At 42.4% G+C, this 16,266-nt stretch carries 15 protein-coding genes; 8 read left to right on the plus strand and 7 right to left on the minus strand.

The genetic code is table 11. The annotated features are described in order from the left end of the window. The first annotated feature begins 32 nt into the window (after positions 1–32). The gene (locus tag ACM0OR_RS22310; protein WP_414578812.1) at positions 33–764 is read left to right on the plus strand and encodes a DevA family ABC transporter ATP-binding protein; all 732 of its coding nucleotides are present in this window, start codon (positions 33–35) and stop codon (positions 762–764) included. Positions 765–792: 28 nt separating this feature from the next. On the opposite strand, the gene ACM0OR_RS22315 is transcribed toward ACM0OR_RS22310, so the two are convergent. Further along, positions 793–1,881, minus strand: coding sequence for an NAD(P)/FAD-dependent oxidoreductase (locus ACM0OR_RS22315; RefSeq protein ID WP_414578805.1), 1,089 nt, complete (start codon positions 1,879–1,881; stop codon positions 793–795). A 91-nt stretch (positions 1,882–1,972) separates the two neighbouring features. Further along, entirely contained in the window at positions 1,973–2,476 is a 504-nt protein-coding gene (gene psbQ / locus ACM0OR_RS22320) for a photosystem II protein PsbQ (RefSeq protein ID WP_414578806.1), read from the minus strand. A gap of 282 nt (positions 2,477–2,758) precedes the next feature. On the opposite strand from psbQ, the gene ACM0OR_RS22325 reads away from it, so the two are divergent. Then, entirely contained in the window at positions 2,759–3,187 is a 429-nt protein-coding gene (locus ACM0OR_RS22325) for a hypothetical protein (protein ID WP_414578807.1), read from the plus strand. 41 nt (positions 3,188–3,228) lie between these two features. On the opposite strand, the gene ACM0OR_RS22330 is transcribed toward ACM0OR_RS22325, so the two are convergent. After that, positions 3,229–3,633 (minus strand): thiol-disulfide oxidoreductase DCC family protein, encoded by a 405-nt coding sequence (locus ACM0OR_RS22330; RefSeq protein WP_414578813.1) that lies wholly within the window; start codon positions 3,631–3,633, stop codon positions 3,229–3,231. 193 nt (positions 3,634–3,826) lie between these two features. Between ACM0OR_RS22330 and ACM0OR_RS22335 the strand changes: the two genes are divergently transcribed. The 3 genes from ACM0OR_RS22335 (at position 3,827) to ACM0OR_RS22345 (ending at position 6,572) form a co-directional block, all read left to right on the plus strand. After that, on the plus strand, positions 3,827–4,741 hold the full coding sequence (locus ACM0OR_RS22335) for a helix-turn-helix domain-containing protein (RefSeq protein ID WP_414578808.1): 915 nt from the start codon (positions 3,827–3,829) through the stop codon (positions 4,739–4,741). A 262-nt stretch (positions 4,742–5,003) separates the two neighbouring features. Then, positions 5,004–5,570, plus strand: coding sequence for a DNA starvation/stationary phase protection protein Dps (gene dps, locus ACM0OR_RS22340; RefSeq protein WP_414578809.1), 567 nt, complete (start codon positions 5,004–5,006; stop codon positions 5,568–5,570). A gap of 285 nt (positions 5,571–5,855) precedes the next feature. Continuing rightward, the gene (locus tag ACM0OR_RS22345) at positions 5,856–6,572 is read left to right on the plus strand and encodes a pirin family protein (RefSeq protein WP_414578810.1); all 717 of its coding nucleotides are present in this window, start codon (positions 5,856–5,858) and stop codon (positions 6,570–6,572) included. A 183-nt stretch (positions 6,573–6,755) separates the two neighbouring features. Here the strand turns inward: ACM0OR_RS22345 and ACM0OR_RS22350 are convergent, their stop codons facing one another. From ACM0OR_RS22350 to tig, 4 genes are all read right to left on the minus strand, one after another. Continuing rightward, entirely contained in the window at positions 6,756–7,664 is a 909-nt protein-coding gene (locus ACM0OR_RS22350) for an alpha/beta hydrolase (RefSeq protein ID WP_323268052.1), read from the minus strand. Between the two features lie 64 nt (positions 7,665–7,728). Next, positions 7,729–9,069 (minus strand): ATP-dependent protease ATP-binding subunit ClpX, encoded by a 1,341-nt coding sequence (gene clpX / locus ACM0OR_RS22355; protein ID WP_323268053.1) that lies wholly within the window; start codon positions 9,067–9,069, stop codon positions 7,729–7,731. Between the two features lie 9 nt (positions 9,070–9,078). Beyond that, positions 9,079–9,780, minus strand: a complete 702-nt coding sequence (clpP, locus tag ACM0OR_RS22360; protein ID WP_190699237.1) for an ATP-dependent Clp endopeptidase proteolytic subunit ClpP — start codon at positions 9,778–9,780, stop codon at positions 9,079–9,081. 368 nt (positions 9,781–10,148) lie between these two features. Beyond that, complete coding sequence (gene tig / locus ACM0OR_RS22365) at positions 10,149–11,564, minus strand: trigger factor (RefSeq protein WP_323268054.1); 1,416 nt, start codon at positions 11,562–11,564, stop codon at positions 10,149–10,151. A 468-nt stretch (positions 11,565–12,032) separates the two neighbouring features. Here tig and ACM0OR_RS22370 point away from each other — a divergent pair, with 468 nt between their 5' ends. From ACM0OR_RS22370 to ACM0OR_RS22380, 3 genes are all read left to right on the plus strand, one after another. Beyond that, positions 12,033–13,073, plus strand: a complete 1,041-nt coding sequence (locus tag ACM0OR_RS22370) for an aspartate-semialdehyde dehydrogenase (protein WP_323268055.1) — start codon at positions 12,033–12,035, stop codon at positions 13,071–13,073. 177 nt (positions 13,074–13,250) lie between these two features. Further along, positions 13,251–14,135: a 4-hydroxy-tetrahydrodipicolinate synthase gene (dapA, locus tag ACM0OR_RS22375; protein ID WP_190699229.1), complete on the plus strand. Its 885-nt coding sequence runs from the start codon at positions 13,251–13,253 to the stop codon at positions 14,133–14,135. 285 nt (positions 14,136–14,420) lie between these two features. Continuing rightward, positions 14,421–16,190 (plus strand): ribonuclease J, encoded by a 1,770-nt coding sequence (locus tag ACM0OR_RS22380; protein ID WP_323268056.1) that lies wholly within the window; start codon positions 14,421–14,423, stop codon positions 16,188–16,190. Positions 16,191–16,266: the final 76 nt, after the last annotated feature.

The raw sequence follows: 16,266 nt of genomic DNA on the forward strand, positions 1-16,266 counted from the left end.
TAATAACTAATGACTAAATATAAATTAGTATGATGCAGACTTTTAATAATTCTGAACCTGTGATTTTTATTGAAAATTTGGATCATTACTTTGGTAGTGGTTCACTCCAAAAGCAGGTTTTATTTAATATCAACCTGGAAATTAATGCAGGAGAAATTGTGATTATGACAGGTCATTCGGGTTCTGGGAAAACTACGTTGTTGACTTTAGTTGGTGGTTTGCGTTCTGCCCAGTCGGGTAACTTGCGAATATTAGGTAAAGAACTTTGTGGTGCTAGTAGTAAACAGTTAACCCAAGCGCGACGCAATAACGGTTATATTTTCCAAGCACATAATCTGCATGGTAGTTTGACTGCAATTCAAAATGTCCGTATGGGTTTGGAAGTGCAAGCGAAAATTTCACCTCAAGAAATGCTGAAGCGATCGCAACATATCTTAGAAGAAGTGGGATTAGGAGAGAGACTACATTACTACCCAGATAACTTATCAGGCGGACAAAAACAACGGGTGGCGATCGCCCGTGCTTTAGTCAGTCAGCCTAAAATTGTCTTAGCAGATGAACCAACAGCAGCCCTTGATAAACAATCTGGTCGCGATGTCGTGGAAATAATGCAGAAACTAGCCAAAGAGCAAAGCTGTACCATTTTACTAGTTACCCACGACAACCGCATTTTAGATATCGCCGACCGTATTATTTACATGGAAGATGGTCATCTGGTTAGAAATGGAGTCACTGTAGGGGAGAAGGTGACAGGGGACAGGTGACAGGGGACAGGGGGAGTATCGTTACGAATTACGAATTACGAATTATGTGTTCTCGAATTATGCTCGCTGTAGCTGGAGCAAGTAAAACCCCATTACGATAATGTCCAGTCGCCAACAGAACATTACTAAACCCTGGTAATTCACCAATAACTGGTGCTGGACGACCTTCGGGACGGGGACGTAAACCTGACCAAGTACGAATAATTTTGGCTGTAGCTAACTCTGGACAAAAGGCGATCGCTTTTTGTTTTACTGACTCCAATAATTCTTGATTGGCTAAAATCTCATCACTATCTACAGGAAACTCTACTGTTGCACCTATCCAGTAGTCGTCGCCACCAATCGGGACAATATGCACATCACTACCGTTGATGGCTGGTTGAAAGTCAGATTTGCCTAATGGATGCCCTAGGGATACGTGCAAGGCTTGCCCCAGTACAGGACGAATATCTATTTTTTGATTTAACTGTGCTGTCAATGCAGTAGAACCCAACCCAGCCGAGATAATTATCCAATCGGCGGTGAAATTACCTGCTGTTGTTTCCACAGAGGTACATTTGCTATTCTCTGGACTGGATATACCTAAAACATTGACACCAAACTGAAAATTTACGCTTTTTTGCTGGGCTGCTTCAACCAAAGCCAAAGTCAATGCAGTGGGGTCAAGTTGGCGGTCTTGGGGAGAGTAGACAGCACCGATAACTTGGGGGTGATTAACTTGCGGACAAATATCTTTGAGTTTAGCCTTATCCCAAATTTCTAACTTCCAGCCTTGGGAGTGACGCACTTCTGCTAACTTTTCCCAGCCTTCTAAGTTTTCGTCTTCTAGACAAAGGTTGAGAATACCTTGACGGTTAAAAGGGATGGTACGCCCTGTTAATGCTTCCAGTTCAGGAATTAAAGTTTCATAACGTTGGATGCTGGTTTGTCGTAATTGCCAAGCCTTCCCCTTGATTTTATGGCTAATTATCCCCACCAAAACACCCAGTGCTGCACCTGTAGAAGCTTGTGCTGGGGGCTGTTTGTCAAATACTGTAATTTTGATTCCTGGAACTTGACTGAGTTCATAGGCGATCGCTGCCCCAACTACGCCACAACCGATAATCGCTACATCCATGATTTTTACTTATGAGAGAGGGAATAGGGAATGGGTCATTGAGAACTGAGAAAAAATTTTCCCTTGTCTCCCCTGTCCCCTATCCCCTATCCTAGCTAGCCTCTGATTCGCTGCTGGTTTCAGGCAGCAGTTGAATGAATTTATCAATATCTGCAAAAGCAGCTTGATAATTACTTAAGGCCAGTTGAGTATTACCAGCACTAGCTGCCTGATCGATTTTAACCAAGTGACTGAGCAAATCTTTGTTGATTTGCCGGGCTGCGGATTGTTCTTTAGGGAGTAGGTTGGGTGTGATATAAGTTATGCTCAACCTAGCTTCTGTAATAGGGCCGTGGATAAAATTACCCACATTGATCCAGTCACCTTTTTGAATCAGGGTTTTCAGTTCGTCTGCGCGATCGCGCACAGCTTGAATTTCAGGGGAGTGTACCTGAATTTTATCAAGTTGAGCAGATGTGTAAGTTGGAGGTGCAACTGTGGCAGTAGGACTGCCGCAACTAACTAGAAATGTTGCTACCAGTACGAGAAGTAATGAAATAATTGAGCGTTGACGCGCCATACACTGAAATTGGTTGGTTTCTTTTTGCTGATTCACAGTGTAATTCTATATCGCTAAGGTAATTTATCGTTCCTACTAGCAAATGATTTTGAAGAAAATTTTTGATATGTCTGTTGACATTCTTCCACAAAAAGCTCATTATAAGCTATTTTGGTAAAAATTTTAAGTACAATTACTTAATTAAAGGCTAAAGACTAGAAGCTAGAGGCTAAAGACTGGATAATTGACTTAATCCCCATTACCCCTTATCCCCAGAGGGGGCCCCGAGTTCCCCACTCCCCACCTTTAATTCAGTCCACATCAAGGAGTGTTTTTTTCGTGAATGCAGCTGAACAGGCAACCAACCTTGAACTCGCCAGCAAGATTGCTACAGCAGTTAACTTGTTCAAATTCGAGTTTCCTGATGCCAAATCAGATTTAAAACCCTGGAAAAATGACCCAGACACCAGAGAATTAGTTGATCCAGATTCTATAGATATAGGGTTTCATTTTCCAGGTGTTAGTAAATCTTGGCGCAGTCGCAGTGTTTTAATTCAAATCCGCTTTCACCAAGACCCCATCACGAAATCACGACGAGCAATTGGCTTAGAGGTAGCAGGGTTTGACCATCGAGGTGAGGTGTGGCGACTTTCTACAGTAGAAACTTGGAGTTTTGTCGGGGAGTCTATCCCTTCTATCGAGGTTACAGAGAGACTGAAACAAGTTTGCCGCCAGATTTTAGAAGTGTTTAATAAACCGAGTGATTAGGAATTGGGAATTGGATTTTCTCCCTCTGCTTCCCCTGTCCTCTAACTTCTGCAATTATCATCAACACAATAAGCTGATTGATAGGTACTGGGGCGTTTACCAAACAGGGTGTAACGATTGTCGCGGATTTGTGCGTAGAAGCGATCGCCTGCCCATTTTGCCCCCGGTAAAGCTCGATATGCGTCCACAAAAATGCTCCCAAGGGGCAACAATCGCCCAATTTCTTCAGCTGCATTACTACCCTGCCAACGTCTATCAGGCATATTGGCATCAATTAACATCATTCCTTGTTGACAATCTTCAGATGTGATAAGCCATTGAGCAATGGTTTGCTCATCCTGCATGGGGATATAACGAAATATTTTACCTTGGTCTAGAGTTTCTAGTAACTGCACTAAAGTCACGCAGAGATTACAGTTGCCATCGTAAATAAAATAGTAATTCATCATTAATAACCCATCTTTTTGGTAACAAAATTACGCAAAATATCTTAATATATATTAAACCAGTAAATTTCCAGTCGATTAAGTATTATTTTATTGATAAATTCCCATAAATACTTGATTTAACAAAGTATCATCAAGCTGATTGAGAGATTGAATAAATTTTACACTGAAACCTAAAAACTTGTGGGTGAGAATGATGCCGGAAGAGAAAATCCTGAGTGTTGATCTAGCTCAAGAAGATTCCTATGGGGAAATTCTGCCGCGATCGCCCCTGATTTCTAGTTACCATTCCCAATGGGAAGGGTTACGTTTTGATGTTCATCAACAGCCTATCCATGAAACTCCAGAACATATTATTCAACAACACGTTATTAGTATTAGCTTAAGGCCGCAAGTTATCCAAGCAGAGCGAATATTTAACGGACATTTTCAACAAGAGAATATAGTCAACGGAGACGTAGCAATTATTCCTGCTCATATCAATCACATATCACGCTGGCAATCGGCAGCAGAGTTTATCATCATTAGCCTAGAACCAGCTTTTTTGAGACGAATTGCTATAGAAATAGGTGATTGGCAAGAATTTGAAATTAAACCACGTTTTGCAGCACCAGATCAATTAATTCATCACATTGGGTTAGCACTCAAATCAGAACTAGAATCTCATGGTAATGGTAGCCGTGTTTATATTGAATCTCTGACCAATACACTTTGTGTTCACCTGCTCAAACATTATTGTGCAGCTAATAAAACAAGTCTTCATTACTCTAGGGATAAAGGTCTTTCTGGCTGGAAACTCAGACAAGCAATTGCCTACATTAATGATAACCTCAACCAAGATTTAACTTTGGCAGAGATTGCGGCGGTAGTAGATATGAGTATGTACCATTTTTCGCGCCTGTTCAAACAATCAACAGGCTTTGCACCACATCAGTATGTGATGAATTGCCGAATTGAGCGATCAAAAAAACTCTTAGCTCAAAGTAATCAATCTATAGAAAAAATCTGCCAACAAGTTGGCTTTCAAAGCCAAAGTCACTTCACCAATGTCTTTCGTAGACTAATAGGTATTACACCCAGAACATACAGAGAACAAGTGAAAATTTAAGGGGACTGGGGACACTTCCCTATTCTTGCAAAATGATACTATCTGCGATCGCCTATTTAGTGGTACATTTAGTCTCATAAATAACCATCAAAGCTAAATTTATGGCTAAAATGACCATTACATAGCACATTCAGCTATTTTAGCCATCCATCATTGGCATCCTTCCTGTCATAATCGCTATCTATCGCCAGGAAGTTTCGCACAACACGCTATTCGCAATAGTATCTATAGAGTGAATTCTGACAAGCCATTAGGTAGAACAATGAGTGAAAATACTCTATCAACACGTCTGTACCCCACCCGTATAGACATTCCGGCTGAAGTGCGAGTGCAAATCGTCGCTATCCTCAACCAAACTTTAGCAGCTACTTTGGACTTGAAAACTCAAACTAAACAAGCTCATTGGAATGTCAAAGGGACTGATTTCTATCAATTACACGAATTGTTTGATGAACTAGCAGGCGAATTGGAAGAGTTTGTTGATATGGTGGCAGAAAGAGTCACAGCTTTAGGTGGATATGCTGTTGGTACAGCTCGTTCAGCTGCTCAAAATTCTATTTTGCCAGAATATCCCTTTGATATTTTGGATGGTCAAGAACACGTAGCAGCCTTAGCAGACCGCTTTGCACCTTATGCCAAGCATATCCGAGGAGCGATCGCTAAAACTGATGATTTAGGCGATGCTGATACTGCTGACCTATACACTGAAATTTCCCGCACCATTGACAAGCGGCTGTGGTTCTTAGAGGCGCATCTACAAGCATCAGCAGTTAAGGAAGGGAATGGTGTATCTGGCGTGAAAACTCAACAAAAAGCTGCGCTGAGATAAATATTTTTGGGGAATTTTTGCTTTTGTAGAGATGTTGCATTGCAACATCTCTATAGGCGTTGTTATTTCGGCAAATTATCGGAATCGTATTGAATAGTATCCTTTTGGTAAGTACGCCACTTTTCAGTGCGTACTTTTCATTTTGTATGGATGTATCTTACTATTTAGATAGTTCAAATTCAGACAACAAACTTTAGTAATTTAAAAGATAAAAGTTACATAAATTTCTCATAAAAATAAAATTTTTTCATTGCCTAGTCTCTAATTTAAAAGTGAGGTAAATTCATGTCTCCAAATACAATTAACTATCTAGTTCATGGTCGCAGCGATCGCGGTCATAGTCAAACTGGTTGGCTTGATAGTTACCATACATTTTCCTTCAGCAGTTTTTATGATCCCCATCGGATGGGATTCCGCACCCTACGAGTGATTAATGATGACCGCATTACACCGGGTGCGGGATTTCCTACCCACGGTCATCGTGACATGGAAATTCTCACCTATGTGCTATCAGGTGCGGTAGAGCATAAAGATAGTTTAGGTACAGGTTCAGTCATTCGTCCCGGTGATGTGCAAATAATGAGTGCTGGTACTGGCATTCAGCATAGTGAATTTAATCACTCCCAAACTGAGCCACTACACCTGCTGCAAATTTGGATTTTACCTGATCAGCAAGGACTCTCACCCAGATATGAACAAAAAGCCTTTTCCGCAGAAGAAAAACGCGGTCAACTCCGCTTAGTTGCGGCTAAAGATGGACGTGATGGTGCTGTAACTATTCACCAAAATGTGGATATCTACTCATCTGTTTTAGAACCTGGTAATGTGGTCAATTATCACGTCAAACCAAATCGTTATGCTTGGTTACAAATTGCTGAAGGTATTGCAACTTTGCATGGGGAAGAACTAAGAGCAGGTGATGGCGTACAAATTAATGGCGAAGAAAAGTTAGAGATTGGTACTAACATTAGTACAGAATTGTTACTGTTCGATTTAGCTTGAAATCGATGTAATAATACGCAGATCAATGAAGTACAGCATCTAAAAGTGATTAGATAATGACAGTAACTGTAATCTATTTTCTGCGCCTTCCCTGTGGGACGCTCCGCGAATGCGCCTCCCCAAGTTTCGAGCCTAGGCTTCCTCGGCTCGAACTTCTCTGTGGGTAAACTTTCCACCCACCATTCAGCACCGCACTGGAACTTGTAAAAACTCCCGCACGCGCCGCAGGTAAGTCCCTGCATCCTCCAACATCGGAAAATGCGCGGTATTAGGAATCATGAAAAACTCTACCTTTTCATTTAATGCTGCTGCTTGTCGCCCCATTTGAGCCGGAATAATTTTGTCATACTCCCCGGAAATTAGTAGAGTCGGCACTTGTAACTTAGCAAACTCATGCGGCATTAATTCCGCCTGTGCCTTGCTTACCGAAGTAAAAATAGTACCTAAAGCAGTATCATAATCAGCGTCGAGAAAATCTTGTAAAAAAGCCTGACGCTCATATTTTGGGATGGGACGATGCAAAAACCTCGCCATAAACATCCTGTCAACAAATGGTATTTTTCCTAACCAATTGGGACGGAATTTAACTACATAACCCCCAAATTTATGGAAGGATGTAAAGGCTTTTTCGTCATACTCAAAAATCCCACTACAAGTTAAAATGCCTTTTTCGACTCGTTGGGGATAAAGATTAAAAAACAAGGCCGCAACAGAAGCACCCATTGAATGAGCATTAATATAAACACGCTGGAGGTGCAATTCATCTAATAAAACTGCCAAATCTTCAGCATATTCTTCTAACTCATAACTTAGCTCTTGAATTGCCTGAAATTTTTCTTGGCTTGACTGTGATTCAGCAACAGACTCACTGGCTTGGACAACCGTTGGTTTACCCTGAGAACGCCCAAATCCACGCATATCATAGAGTAGACAATCAAACTGGTCTACTAAAGCATTCGCTGTACTTTTCCAGTACCTAGCAGAACCAGCCCAACCATGAATGAATACCATCACAGGCTTTGCCAAATTATCAGATGGCTGTTTCACCCACTCGTAATAATGCTCAACGCCACGAACATTTACATAAGGCATTTTTCAAGAGTCCATAGTCAAAATAATTCGTAATACTCTCAAAGCGAGTATTACGAATTAGTAATTATGCTGATTCTGGTTTGGGTAATGAAGATGGATGTACTATGAGTTCAGCTGTTGAACGCTTCTCAACCATTTCTCGTGTGACAGTGCAGCGAGTTACATCTTTACGGGATGGTAACTCGTACATCACATCTAGCATGAGTTCCTCTACAATACCGCGTAAAGCTCTCGCACCAGTTTTTCGCCGATAGGCTTCTTGCGCGATCGCTCTTAAGGCATCTTGTTTAAAATCTAGTTGGACGTTATCCATCTTCAGCAGTTTTTGGTACTGCTTGACTAAGGCACTGCGTGGTTGGGTGAGAATTGCCATTAAAGCTTCTTCATCTAGGGGATCTACCACCGCTACCATTGGTACGCGTCCGATAAATTCGGGAATCATGCCAAATTTGACTAAATCATCCGGTTCGAGATGACGCAGTACATCTGCTGCCCGCTTTTCTTTTGTTTGCACCTCTCCGGGTTGCACAAAGCCTATGGCCTTTTTGCCGCCTCTCTGCTCTACAACCTTTTCTAAGCCTACGAAAGCTCCGCCACAAACAAATAGAATATTACTGGTATCAATTTGGATACAGTCTTGATAAGGGTGCTTACGTCCGCCTTGGGGTGGAACATTGGCAATTGTGCCTTCCAACATCTTGAGTAAGGCTTGCTGCACACCTTCGCCGGAAACGTCGCGGGTAATCGAAGGGTTTTCACTCTTACGAGCGATTTTATCGATTTCGTCGATGTAGATAATGCCTCGCTGCGCTTCTTCAACATCCAAATCAGCTACTTGCAGTAGTCGTAGTAGGATATTTTCGACATCTTCCCCTACATACCCTGCTTCTGTCAGAGTGGTGGCATCAGCAACTGCAAAGGGGACATCTAAAATTTTGGCGAGGCTTTGGGCTAAGAGAGTTTTGCCACAACCAGTCGGGCCAATTAAGAGAATATTGGATTTTTGCAGTTCTACGGCATCATCAGCACCATTTTTGCCACTGCCTTTAGCTTGTAATATCGCCAGCCGCTTGTAGTGATTGTAAACGGCAACTGATAAAACTTTCTTGGCTTCATCTTGACCTATGACGTGTTCGTCTAGGTATTTTTTTATCTCTGTAGGTTTGGGTATTTGGCTCAAGGAGAGACTGGAAGAACGGGTGCGACGTTTTTGAGGTGGTTCTGATTTTGGTGCTGGTTGCGCCGCCGCCCCATTAGTATCTAGTAACTCTTCATCTAGTATTTCATTACACAAGTCAACGCATTCATCGCAGATGTAGACTCCCGGTCCTGCGATCAACTTACGCACCTGCTCTTGAGACTTGCCACAAAACGAACATTTTAAATGGGAGTCGTACTTAGACATACCAGCCTCTTATTTGACAATGGTGACATTTTCCCCTGCGGTGGGAAGATTTTGTCTGGAGATGACTTGATCGATCAAACCGTAGTTTTTTGCTTCTTCTGCCGACATAAAGAAGTCGCGGTCAGTGTCTGTTTCAATTCTTTCTAAGGGTTGACCAGTGTGTTGAGCCAATAACTGATTCAACATACCCTTAATATAAAGAATTTCTCTGGCTTGGATTTCTATGTCAATTGCTTGACCTTGCGCGCCACCTAGGGGTTGGTGAATCATGATGCGGGAATCAGGTAGAGACATACGTTTACCCTGAGTTCCTGCTGTTAGCAAAAATGCCCCCATGCTTGCGGCTAATCCAAAACATATGGTAACAACATCGGGACGGATCTGCTGAATTGTATCATAGATTGCCATGCCTGCGTAGACAGCACCGCCAGGAGAGTTAATGTAAAGTTGTATGTCTTTTTCTGAATCTTCAGCATCTAAGAACAACAACTGGGCAACAATTGTGTTAGCTACGGCATCATCGATGGGTGTTCCCAGAAATATAATTCGCTCTCGCAGTAGACGGGAGTAGATGTCAAAAGCCCTTTCTCCCATGCCCGATTGTTCTACGACCATAGGCACAATATTGCTAATGCCATGCAAATTGGAGTAAATTCCTCCGATTTGACTTAAACTGCTGATTGGGTAGTTTGCCGACTGCGATACAAGCATAGGAGAACTTTTAAAGATAGGTTGATTACAGATATTGTGCTAGCGATCGCTGCTAGATATGAAATAGAGTAAATTTTGATTTTACCTATGTGTATTATGCCTCATCTATATTCTTCTCGTGTAGCAGGGTATCAGGCAAGTAAGATCACAAATCTTGTTATTTATTGGGAATGGGGCATAGGGCAGAGAAAAATAGGTCTATTTACTCAATTCCTCATTTAGCATTTATAACCCAGTCTTTGTCGGTTGTGCGAAGGGTTGTCACCCCTGACAAGTCGAGGTTTTTCATTAATAAATGAGTGATGTGTGTAAAACCAAGCTACAAATCATCATTTTCCTAACTCTTATACCCCTACACCCCTACACCCCTACACTCCTGATTCTGTTGTAGATTCTGATGTTTCTGCCTCAGTCTCAGGTTCAGTTGTTTCTGTAGCTTCCTCTGCGTTGGACAATGAACCTTCCGGTACAAGTTCCACTGTAGAATGGTCTAACAGCCAATCCATAATTTTTTCGGTTAACATTTCGTTTTCTACTACAGAGCGCAGTCTGTCTTCGTCAATCTCTTCTTCTGCATACTGCTCTAATAGTTCTGTAACTCTGGCTTCGATTTCTTCGGGAGTTAGTGAAATTGACTCGCGTTTAGAGACTTCTTGTAAAGCTACAGACCGCTTGAGGCGTTCGATGGCTTCATCGCGCGATCGCTCCCGTAACTGCGGAATGATATCTTCGGTAAATAACTTCCTCACATCTAAACCCTGCTGCGACAGCTTAATTGCTGTTTGTGTCAGCATTGTGTCGATTTCTTGGTCGATCAGGGTTTCGGGTAAATCGACTTCTACGTGCTTAACTAATTCGTTTACCAGGGCTTCTTGCTTATTTGCTTTGGTTTTTTCCTCTGCTTCTTTTTGATATCGCTCATCTAAAGACGCACGCAAGGCTTCTAAGGTGTCGAAGTCGCTGACTTCTTGGGCGAAGTCATCATCTAGTTGTGGAAGTTCTTTTTCTTTGAGTTCTTTGAGTGTGATCGTAAAAATTGCTGGTTTCCCGGCTAATTCTTGGTTGACATAGGGGTCTGGGAATTGCGCCGACACTTCTCTGGTTTCTCCAGGATTCATCCCCATCATGCCAGAAACAAAACCAGGAATAAATTTATCTTCTTCTAACTCTACTTGAAAATCACTAGCTTCGCCGCCAGGAATTGGTTCTGGTTCGACTTCTGGGTCTGCATCTTCAGGTTTAGCGATGACACCTTGAAAATCTACTACAGCTACATCACCCATTTGGGCTGCACGGCCTTCTACGGGAATTAATGTGGCCATTTGCTGACGTTCTTTTTCTAGAACCTCGTCTACCCGATTGGAGTCATGCTTGATTTCTTCAGCTTTAGCTTCCAGCCCTGTGTACTGCGCTATGTTAACTTCTGGTTTGACATCAACTGCCGCCGTAAAGATCAGGGGTTTTCCCGGTTCGTAGTTATTGATTAAATCATCAAAAGAAGAGCGCAAACGGGGTTGACCAATTGCTTCGATGGATTCTTGTTTTACCGCTTTTTCAATCCCATCTTGGATTAATTCTTCTAGTGCGGCAGCTTTTATGCGAGTATTGCCCAATTGCTGTAACAATATGTGCCTAGGTACTTTGCCTTTACGAAACCCAGGAATATTGATGGTTTTGGCTAAGTTTCTTATAACCTGTTCGTAAGTTTGCTGAGTGCTTTCTGGTGTAATCTCTATTTCCAGCCCAATTTGGCTAGCGGGAAGTTTTTCCTGGGTAACTTTCATGCTTCGTCTCTAAATTTTCTGGTGTTTGTGACTCCAAGTACACACAAGATGCGATTTACCGCTTCTGGATTTGATGTCTCTTGGGTAGAATGGGAGGTATCTACAAGGCATATTTCCTGCCTTTCAGTAGAGATCCAGTGTACTGCCAATGGCAAAAGACTGGACACTTTACCGCTATAACTTTACTGGAGGAAATTACCCACAGACTTTGTTTAAGCTACTATAGATTTTCTGCTTTAGAGCAGGTCATTGTACAATGTACTTAATTTTTTGATTTTAGTGGGAAATTTCAGCCAGAAATACAGTAAACTTTACTATTAACTTATGTCATGTAATTGAAACAATATTTTTATCTGTCAAAAATATTCAGTGAGATAAAAAAATAATTTAACCTCTGTTACTGCTATTTAATCCTCGATCTTACCAAAAGATAGATTATCCATAACCTCTTAGAAGGAGGAAATCAGTTTGTCAAAGTTGTATCGTGTAGCTATTTTGGGAGCAACTGGTGCTGTAGGCACAGAATTGCTGGAATTGCTGGCAAGCCGGAATTTTCCAGTAGCGGATTTAAAATTATTGGCATCAGCTAGAAGTGTGGGGCGATCGCTCCCGTTTAAAGGCGAAAATATCCCAGTAGAGCTAGTGAGCGATCGCGCTTTGGAAAATGTTGATATAGTCCTAGCTAGTGCTGGTGGTTCGACATCCAAAGCTTGGGCAAAAGTCGCAGTGGAAAAAGGCGCAGTTGTCATCGATAACTCTAGTGCTTTCCGTATGCACCCGGAAGTTCCCCTAGTAGTCCCAGAAGTCAACCCCCAAGCCGCCGCCAACCACAAAGGGATTATTGCCAACCCTAACTGCACCACGATTTTGATGACCTTGGCAGTTTGGCCTTTACATCAAATCAAACCCGTGCAGCGCATCATCGCCGCTACCTATCAATCTGCTAGCGGTGCAGGCGCGAAAGCAATGGAAGAAGTCAAAATCCAAAGTAGTGCCATTCTCCAAGGAGAGTCACCAGTTGCTGAAGTTTTACCCTACCCACTAGCATTTAACTTATTTCCCCATAACTCCCCTATGACAGATTCGGGATATTGTGAGGAAGAAATGAAAATGGTCAACGAAACCCGCAAAATTTTTGACGCACAACAAATTAGAATTTCTGCCACCTGTGTACGGGTTCCCGTATTGCGGGCGCATTCGGAAGCAATTAATCTAGAGTTCGCTGAACCATTTCCCCCAGAAGCAGCCAGGGAAATCTTAAGTCACGCTCCTGGAGTAAAATTAGTAGAAGACTGGGGCAAAAATTATTTTCCCATGCCTATAGAAGCCAGTGGTCGAGATGAAGTGTTAGTCGGGAGAATTCGTCAAGACATTTCTCATCCCTGTGGCTTGGAACTGTGGCTATGTGGCGACCAAATTCGCAAAGGTGCGGCATTGAATGCAGTCCAAATTGCTGAGTTGTTAGTAGAGAAAAACTTACTCCAACCAGCTAAGGCATATGTTTCTTAGGGGTGTAAGGGAGTAGGGGTTTAGGAGAGAAAAACTAGTACCCATTACTCAGCACCGACTAAACGCCGCGCTACGGCTAACAGCACTATAAATCTTGTAAACAACTCATAAATAGGTTATTACAATAAAAACCACCAAGACACAAAAATATAAAAAGGTAGTTAGGAGTAAAAAAGGGTGGGAGATTTTGGTAGAGTTTTAACCGCTATGATTACACCGTTCAAAGCGGACGGTAGTGTAAACTATGCTGTAGCGGCAGAACTAGCAGCGCATTTAGCTGATAACGGTACAGATACATTGGTGGTGTGTGGTACAACTGGGGAATCTCCTACTTTGAGTTGGGATGAAGAATACCAGTTGTTTGTGGAAGTTTTGCAAGCAGTAGCAGGCAAAGCTAAAGTAATCGCTGGCTGTGGATCTAATTCCACCAAAGAAGCGATCGCAGCGACACAAAAAGCAGCTAAAATAGGTGTACATGGTACTTTACAAGTTGTACCTTACTACAACAAACCGCCACAGGCAGGACTGTACCAGCATTTTCAGGCGATCGCCCAAGCGTGTCCCGATTCACCGATATTGTTGTACAATATTCCCGGCCGTACTGGTCAAAATCTCTCTCCAGAGACAGTTGTACAGTTAGCTGAAATTGAGAATATAGTAGGCATTAAAGAAGCTAGTGGCAATCTCGACCAAGCCAGTGAAATCCGCAGGTTGACACCAAGAGAGTTTCGGATTTACGCTGGAGATGATTCGTTAACCCTGCCCTTGTTAGCGATCGGGGCTAAGGGTGTTGTAAGTGTAGCCTCTCATCTGGTAGGCAACCAAATCCAACAGATGATTCAAGCTTTTGATGCAGGTCAAGTGGAAATTGCTAGTAAAATTCATCTACGATGTTTCCCATTGTTTAAAGCATTATTTCTCTCTACAAATCCTATCCCTATTAAACAGGCACTAAAACTTCAAGGTTGGGAGGTTGGCACGACTCGTCTGCCATTATGCGACACTGACCCTAGTGTTAGTGAAAAATTAGCAGTAGTCATGAAAAAACTCGAATTAATGTAATCATAATTATCATTATTGCGGTCTTTGCTAATTATTACTATTTGTCAAAACTGTATATCGATTAAATCGGCATAATTGTGACTAAATTTCTATGGCAACGCCTGTTGAAAAATTTAATAAATATAGAATGAATTATTCAATGTAAATTCCTTTTTATTGAATCAAAAATTACATATTTAATGAAAATTTGGCTGCTGACAAACAGCAGGCTCATTGTTGTCATTCATACAAGATTAATAAGTTTGAATTTATTAACCCTAAAACAACAAACAACCTCAGGAGAAAATGGTTAAAAACGAATCTACCCCTACCCTAAAAATTATTCCATTGGGCGGTTTACATGAAATTGGTAAAAATACCTGCGTTTTTGAATACGATGATGAAATCGTCTTATTAGATGCAGGATTGGCTTTCCCCACCGAGGCGATGCACGGAGTGAATATAGTTCTCCCAGATACTACCTATCTGCGGGAAAATCGCCACAAAATTAAAGGCATGATCGTAACTCATGGTCATGAAGATCATATCGGGGGGATTGCTTTCCACCTCAAACAATTTGACATTCCTGTAATTCATGGGCCAAGACTCGCCATGGCCATGTTAGAGGGGAAATTAGAAGAAGCTGGTGTGCGCGATCGCACAGAATTAAGAACAGTCCTTCCCCGTGATGTGGTAAGAATTGGCAAACACTTCTTTGCAGAATACATCCGCAACACCCACTCCATTGCTGATAGCTTCACCGTCGCTATTCACACTCCCTTGGGTGTCGTGATTCACACCGGGGATTTTAAAATTGACCACACCCCTGTTGATGGTGAGAAATTTGACTTGCAACGCCTGGCAGAACACGGCGAAAAAGGTGTACTTTGTCTGTTAAGCGATTCGACTAACTCCGAAGTACCGGGATTCACCCCTTCGGAAGCGGCGGTTTTTCCTAACCTGGATCGAGTCTTCGGTCAAGCAACTGGTCGATTATTTGTCACTACCTTTGCTTCGAGCGTGCATCGCATCAACATGATTTTGCAACTGGCTAGAAAGCATAATCGTGTGGTGACAGTGGTCGGGCGTTCCATGCTGAATCTAATTGCCCACGCCCGTAATCTGGGTTATATCAAGTGTGAAGATAAACTGTTTCAACCCTTACATACAGTTCGCGGTCTTCCCGATGAAAATGTGCTGATTCTCACTACAGGTTCTCAAGGTGAGACAATGGCAGCCATGACCCGGATTGCTAACAAAGAACACCCCCACATTAAAATTCGTCAGGGAGACACAGTTGTTTTCTCTGCCAACCCCATTCCTGGCAATACCATTGCTGTTGTCAACACCATCGATAAGTTGATGATTCAGGGAGCAAAAGTTGTCTATGGAAGAGATCAAGGTATTCACGTTTCTGGCCACGGTTGTCAGGAAGAACAAAAGCTGATGATTGCCTTAACTCGACCCAAGTTCTTTGTGCCATTCCACGGTGAACATCGGATGCTGGTGAAACACTCCCAAACAGCGCAGAAGATGGGTATACCAGAAGAGAACATGGTGATTATTCAGAATGGGGATGTGATCGAACTAACAGAAGACTCCATTCGTGTAGCAGGGAAAGTACCATCGGGTATCGAATTGGTGGATACTACAAGCTCTGGTATGGTCAGTGCTAAAGTTCTCCAAGAAAGGCAACGCATGGCAGAAGAAGGAATTGTGACTATTGCTGCCGCTATTGATTGGCAAGGTAAATTAATGGCCAAGCCAGAAGTTCACCTACGAGGTGTGGTGACAAGTGTAGACCGATCCCTCGTGCAGAAATGGGTACAACAGCGCATTGAAGAAATTCTCAATGTGCGTTGGTCAGAGTTTGTCACTGGAGATGGCGAGAAACCGGATGTAGACTGGGGTGGATTGCAAGGTACTTTGGAGCGTGAATTGCACCGTTCTATTCGACGGGAATTACAATGTCAGCCTTCTGTAACTTTGTTGATGCAAATCCCAGATGAGCCACCCGTGAAGGTTGCTGACGGTAGAAGACGACGGACTCGGACTGCGGCTCAAGTAGCTTCTTAGAGAGTGCTGAGTGCTGAGTGCTGAGTGCTGAGTAATGAGTAATGAGTAATGAGTAATGAGTAATGAGTAATGAGTA

Origin of the sequence: Anabaena sp. CCY 9402-a, assembly GCF_963920945.1 — a bacterium.
In the GTDB taxonomy this organism is placed as follows: domain Bacteria; phylum Cyanobacteriota; class Cyanobacteriia; order Cyanobacteriales; family Nostocaceae; genus Trichormus; species Trichormus minutissimus.

Bases quoted from the DNA above. Each gene is read 5' to 3' on its own strand.
- tig (WP_323268054.1), bottom strand. From the start codon at position 11,564: ATGAAAGTTACCCAGGAAAAACTTCCCGCTAGCCAAATTGGGCTGGAA.
- ACM0OR_RS22310 (WP_414578812.1), top strand. From the start codon at position 33: ATGCAGACTTTTAATAATTCTGAACCTGTGATTTTTATTGAAAATTTG.
- clpX (WP_323268053.1), bottom strand. From the start codon at position 9,069: ATGTCTAAGTACGACTCCCATTTAAAATGTTCGTTTTGTGGCAAGTCT.
- ACM0OR_RS22330 (WP_414578813.1), bottom strand. From the start codon at position 3,633: ATGAATTACTATTTTATTTACGATGGCAACTGTAATCTCTGCGTGACT.
- ACM0OR_RS22345 (WP_414578810.1), top strand. From the start codon at position 5,856: ATGTCTCCAAATACAATTAACTATCTAGTTCATGGTCGCAGCGATCGC.
- dps (WP_414578809.1), top strand. From the start codon at position 5,004: ATGAGTGAAAATACTCTATCAACACGTCTGTACCCCACCCGTATAGAC.
- ACM0OR_RS22350 (WP_323268052.1), bottom strand. From the start codon at position 7,664: ATGCCTTATGTAAATGTTCGTGGCGTTGAGCATTATTACGAGTGGGTG.
- clpP (WP_190699237.1), bottom strand. From the start codon at position 9,780: ATGCTTGTATCGCAGTCGGCAAACTACCCAATCAGCAGTTTAAGTCAA.
- ACM0OR_RS22380 (WP_323268056.1), top strand. From the start codon at position 14,421: ATGGTTAAAAACGAATCTACCCCTACCCTAAAAATTATTCCATTGGGC.
- ACM0OR_RS22335 (WP_414578808.1), top strand. From the start codon at position 3,827: ATGATGCCGGAAGAGAAAATCCTGAGTGTTGATCTAGCTCAAGAAGAT.
- ACM0OR_RS22315 (WP_414578805.1), bottom strand. From the start codon at position 1,881: ATGGATGTAGCGATTATCGGTTGTGGCGTAGTTGGGGCAGCGATCGCC.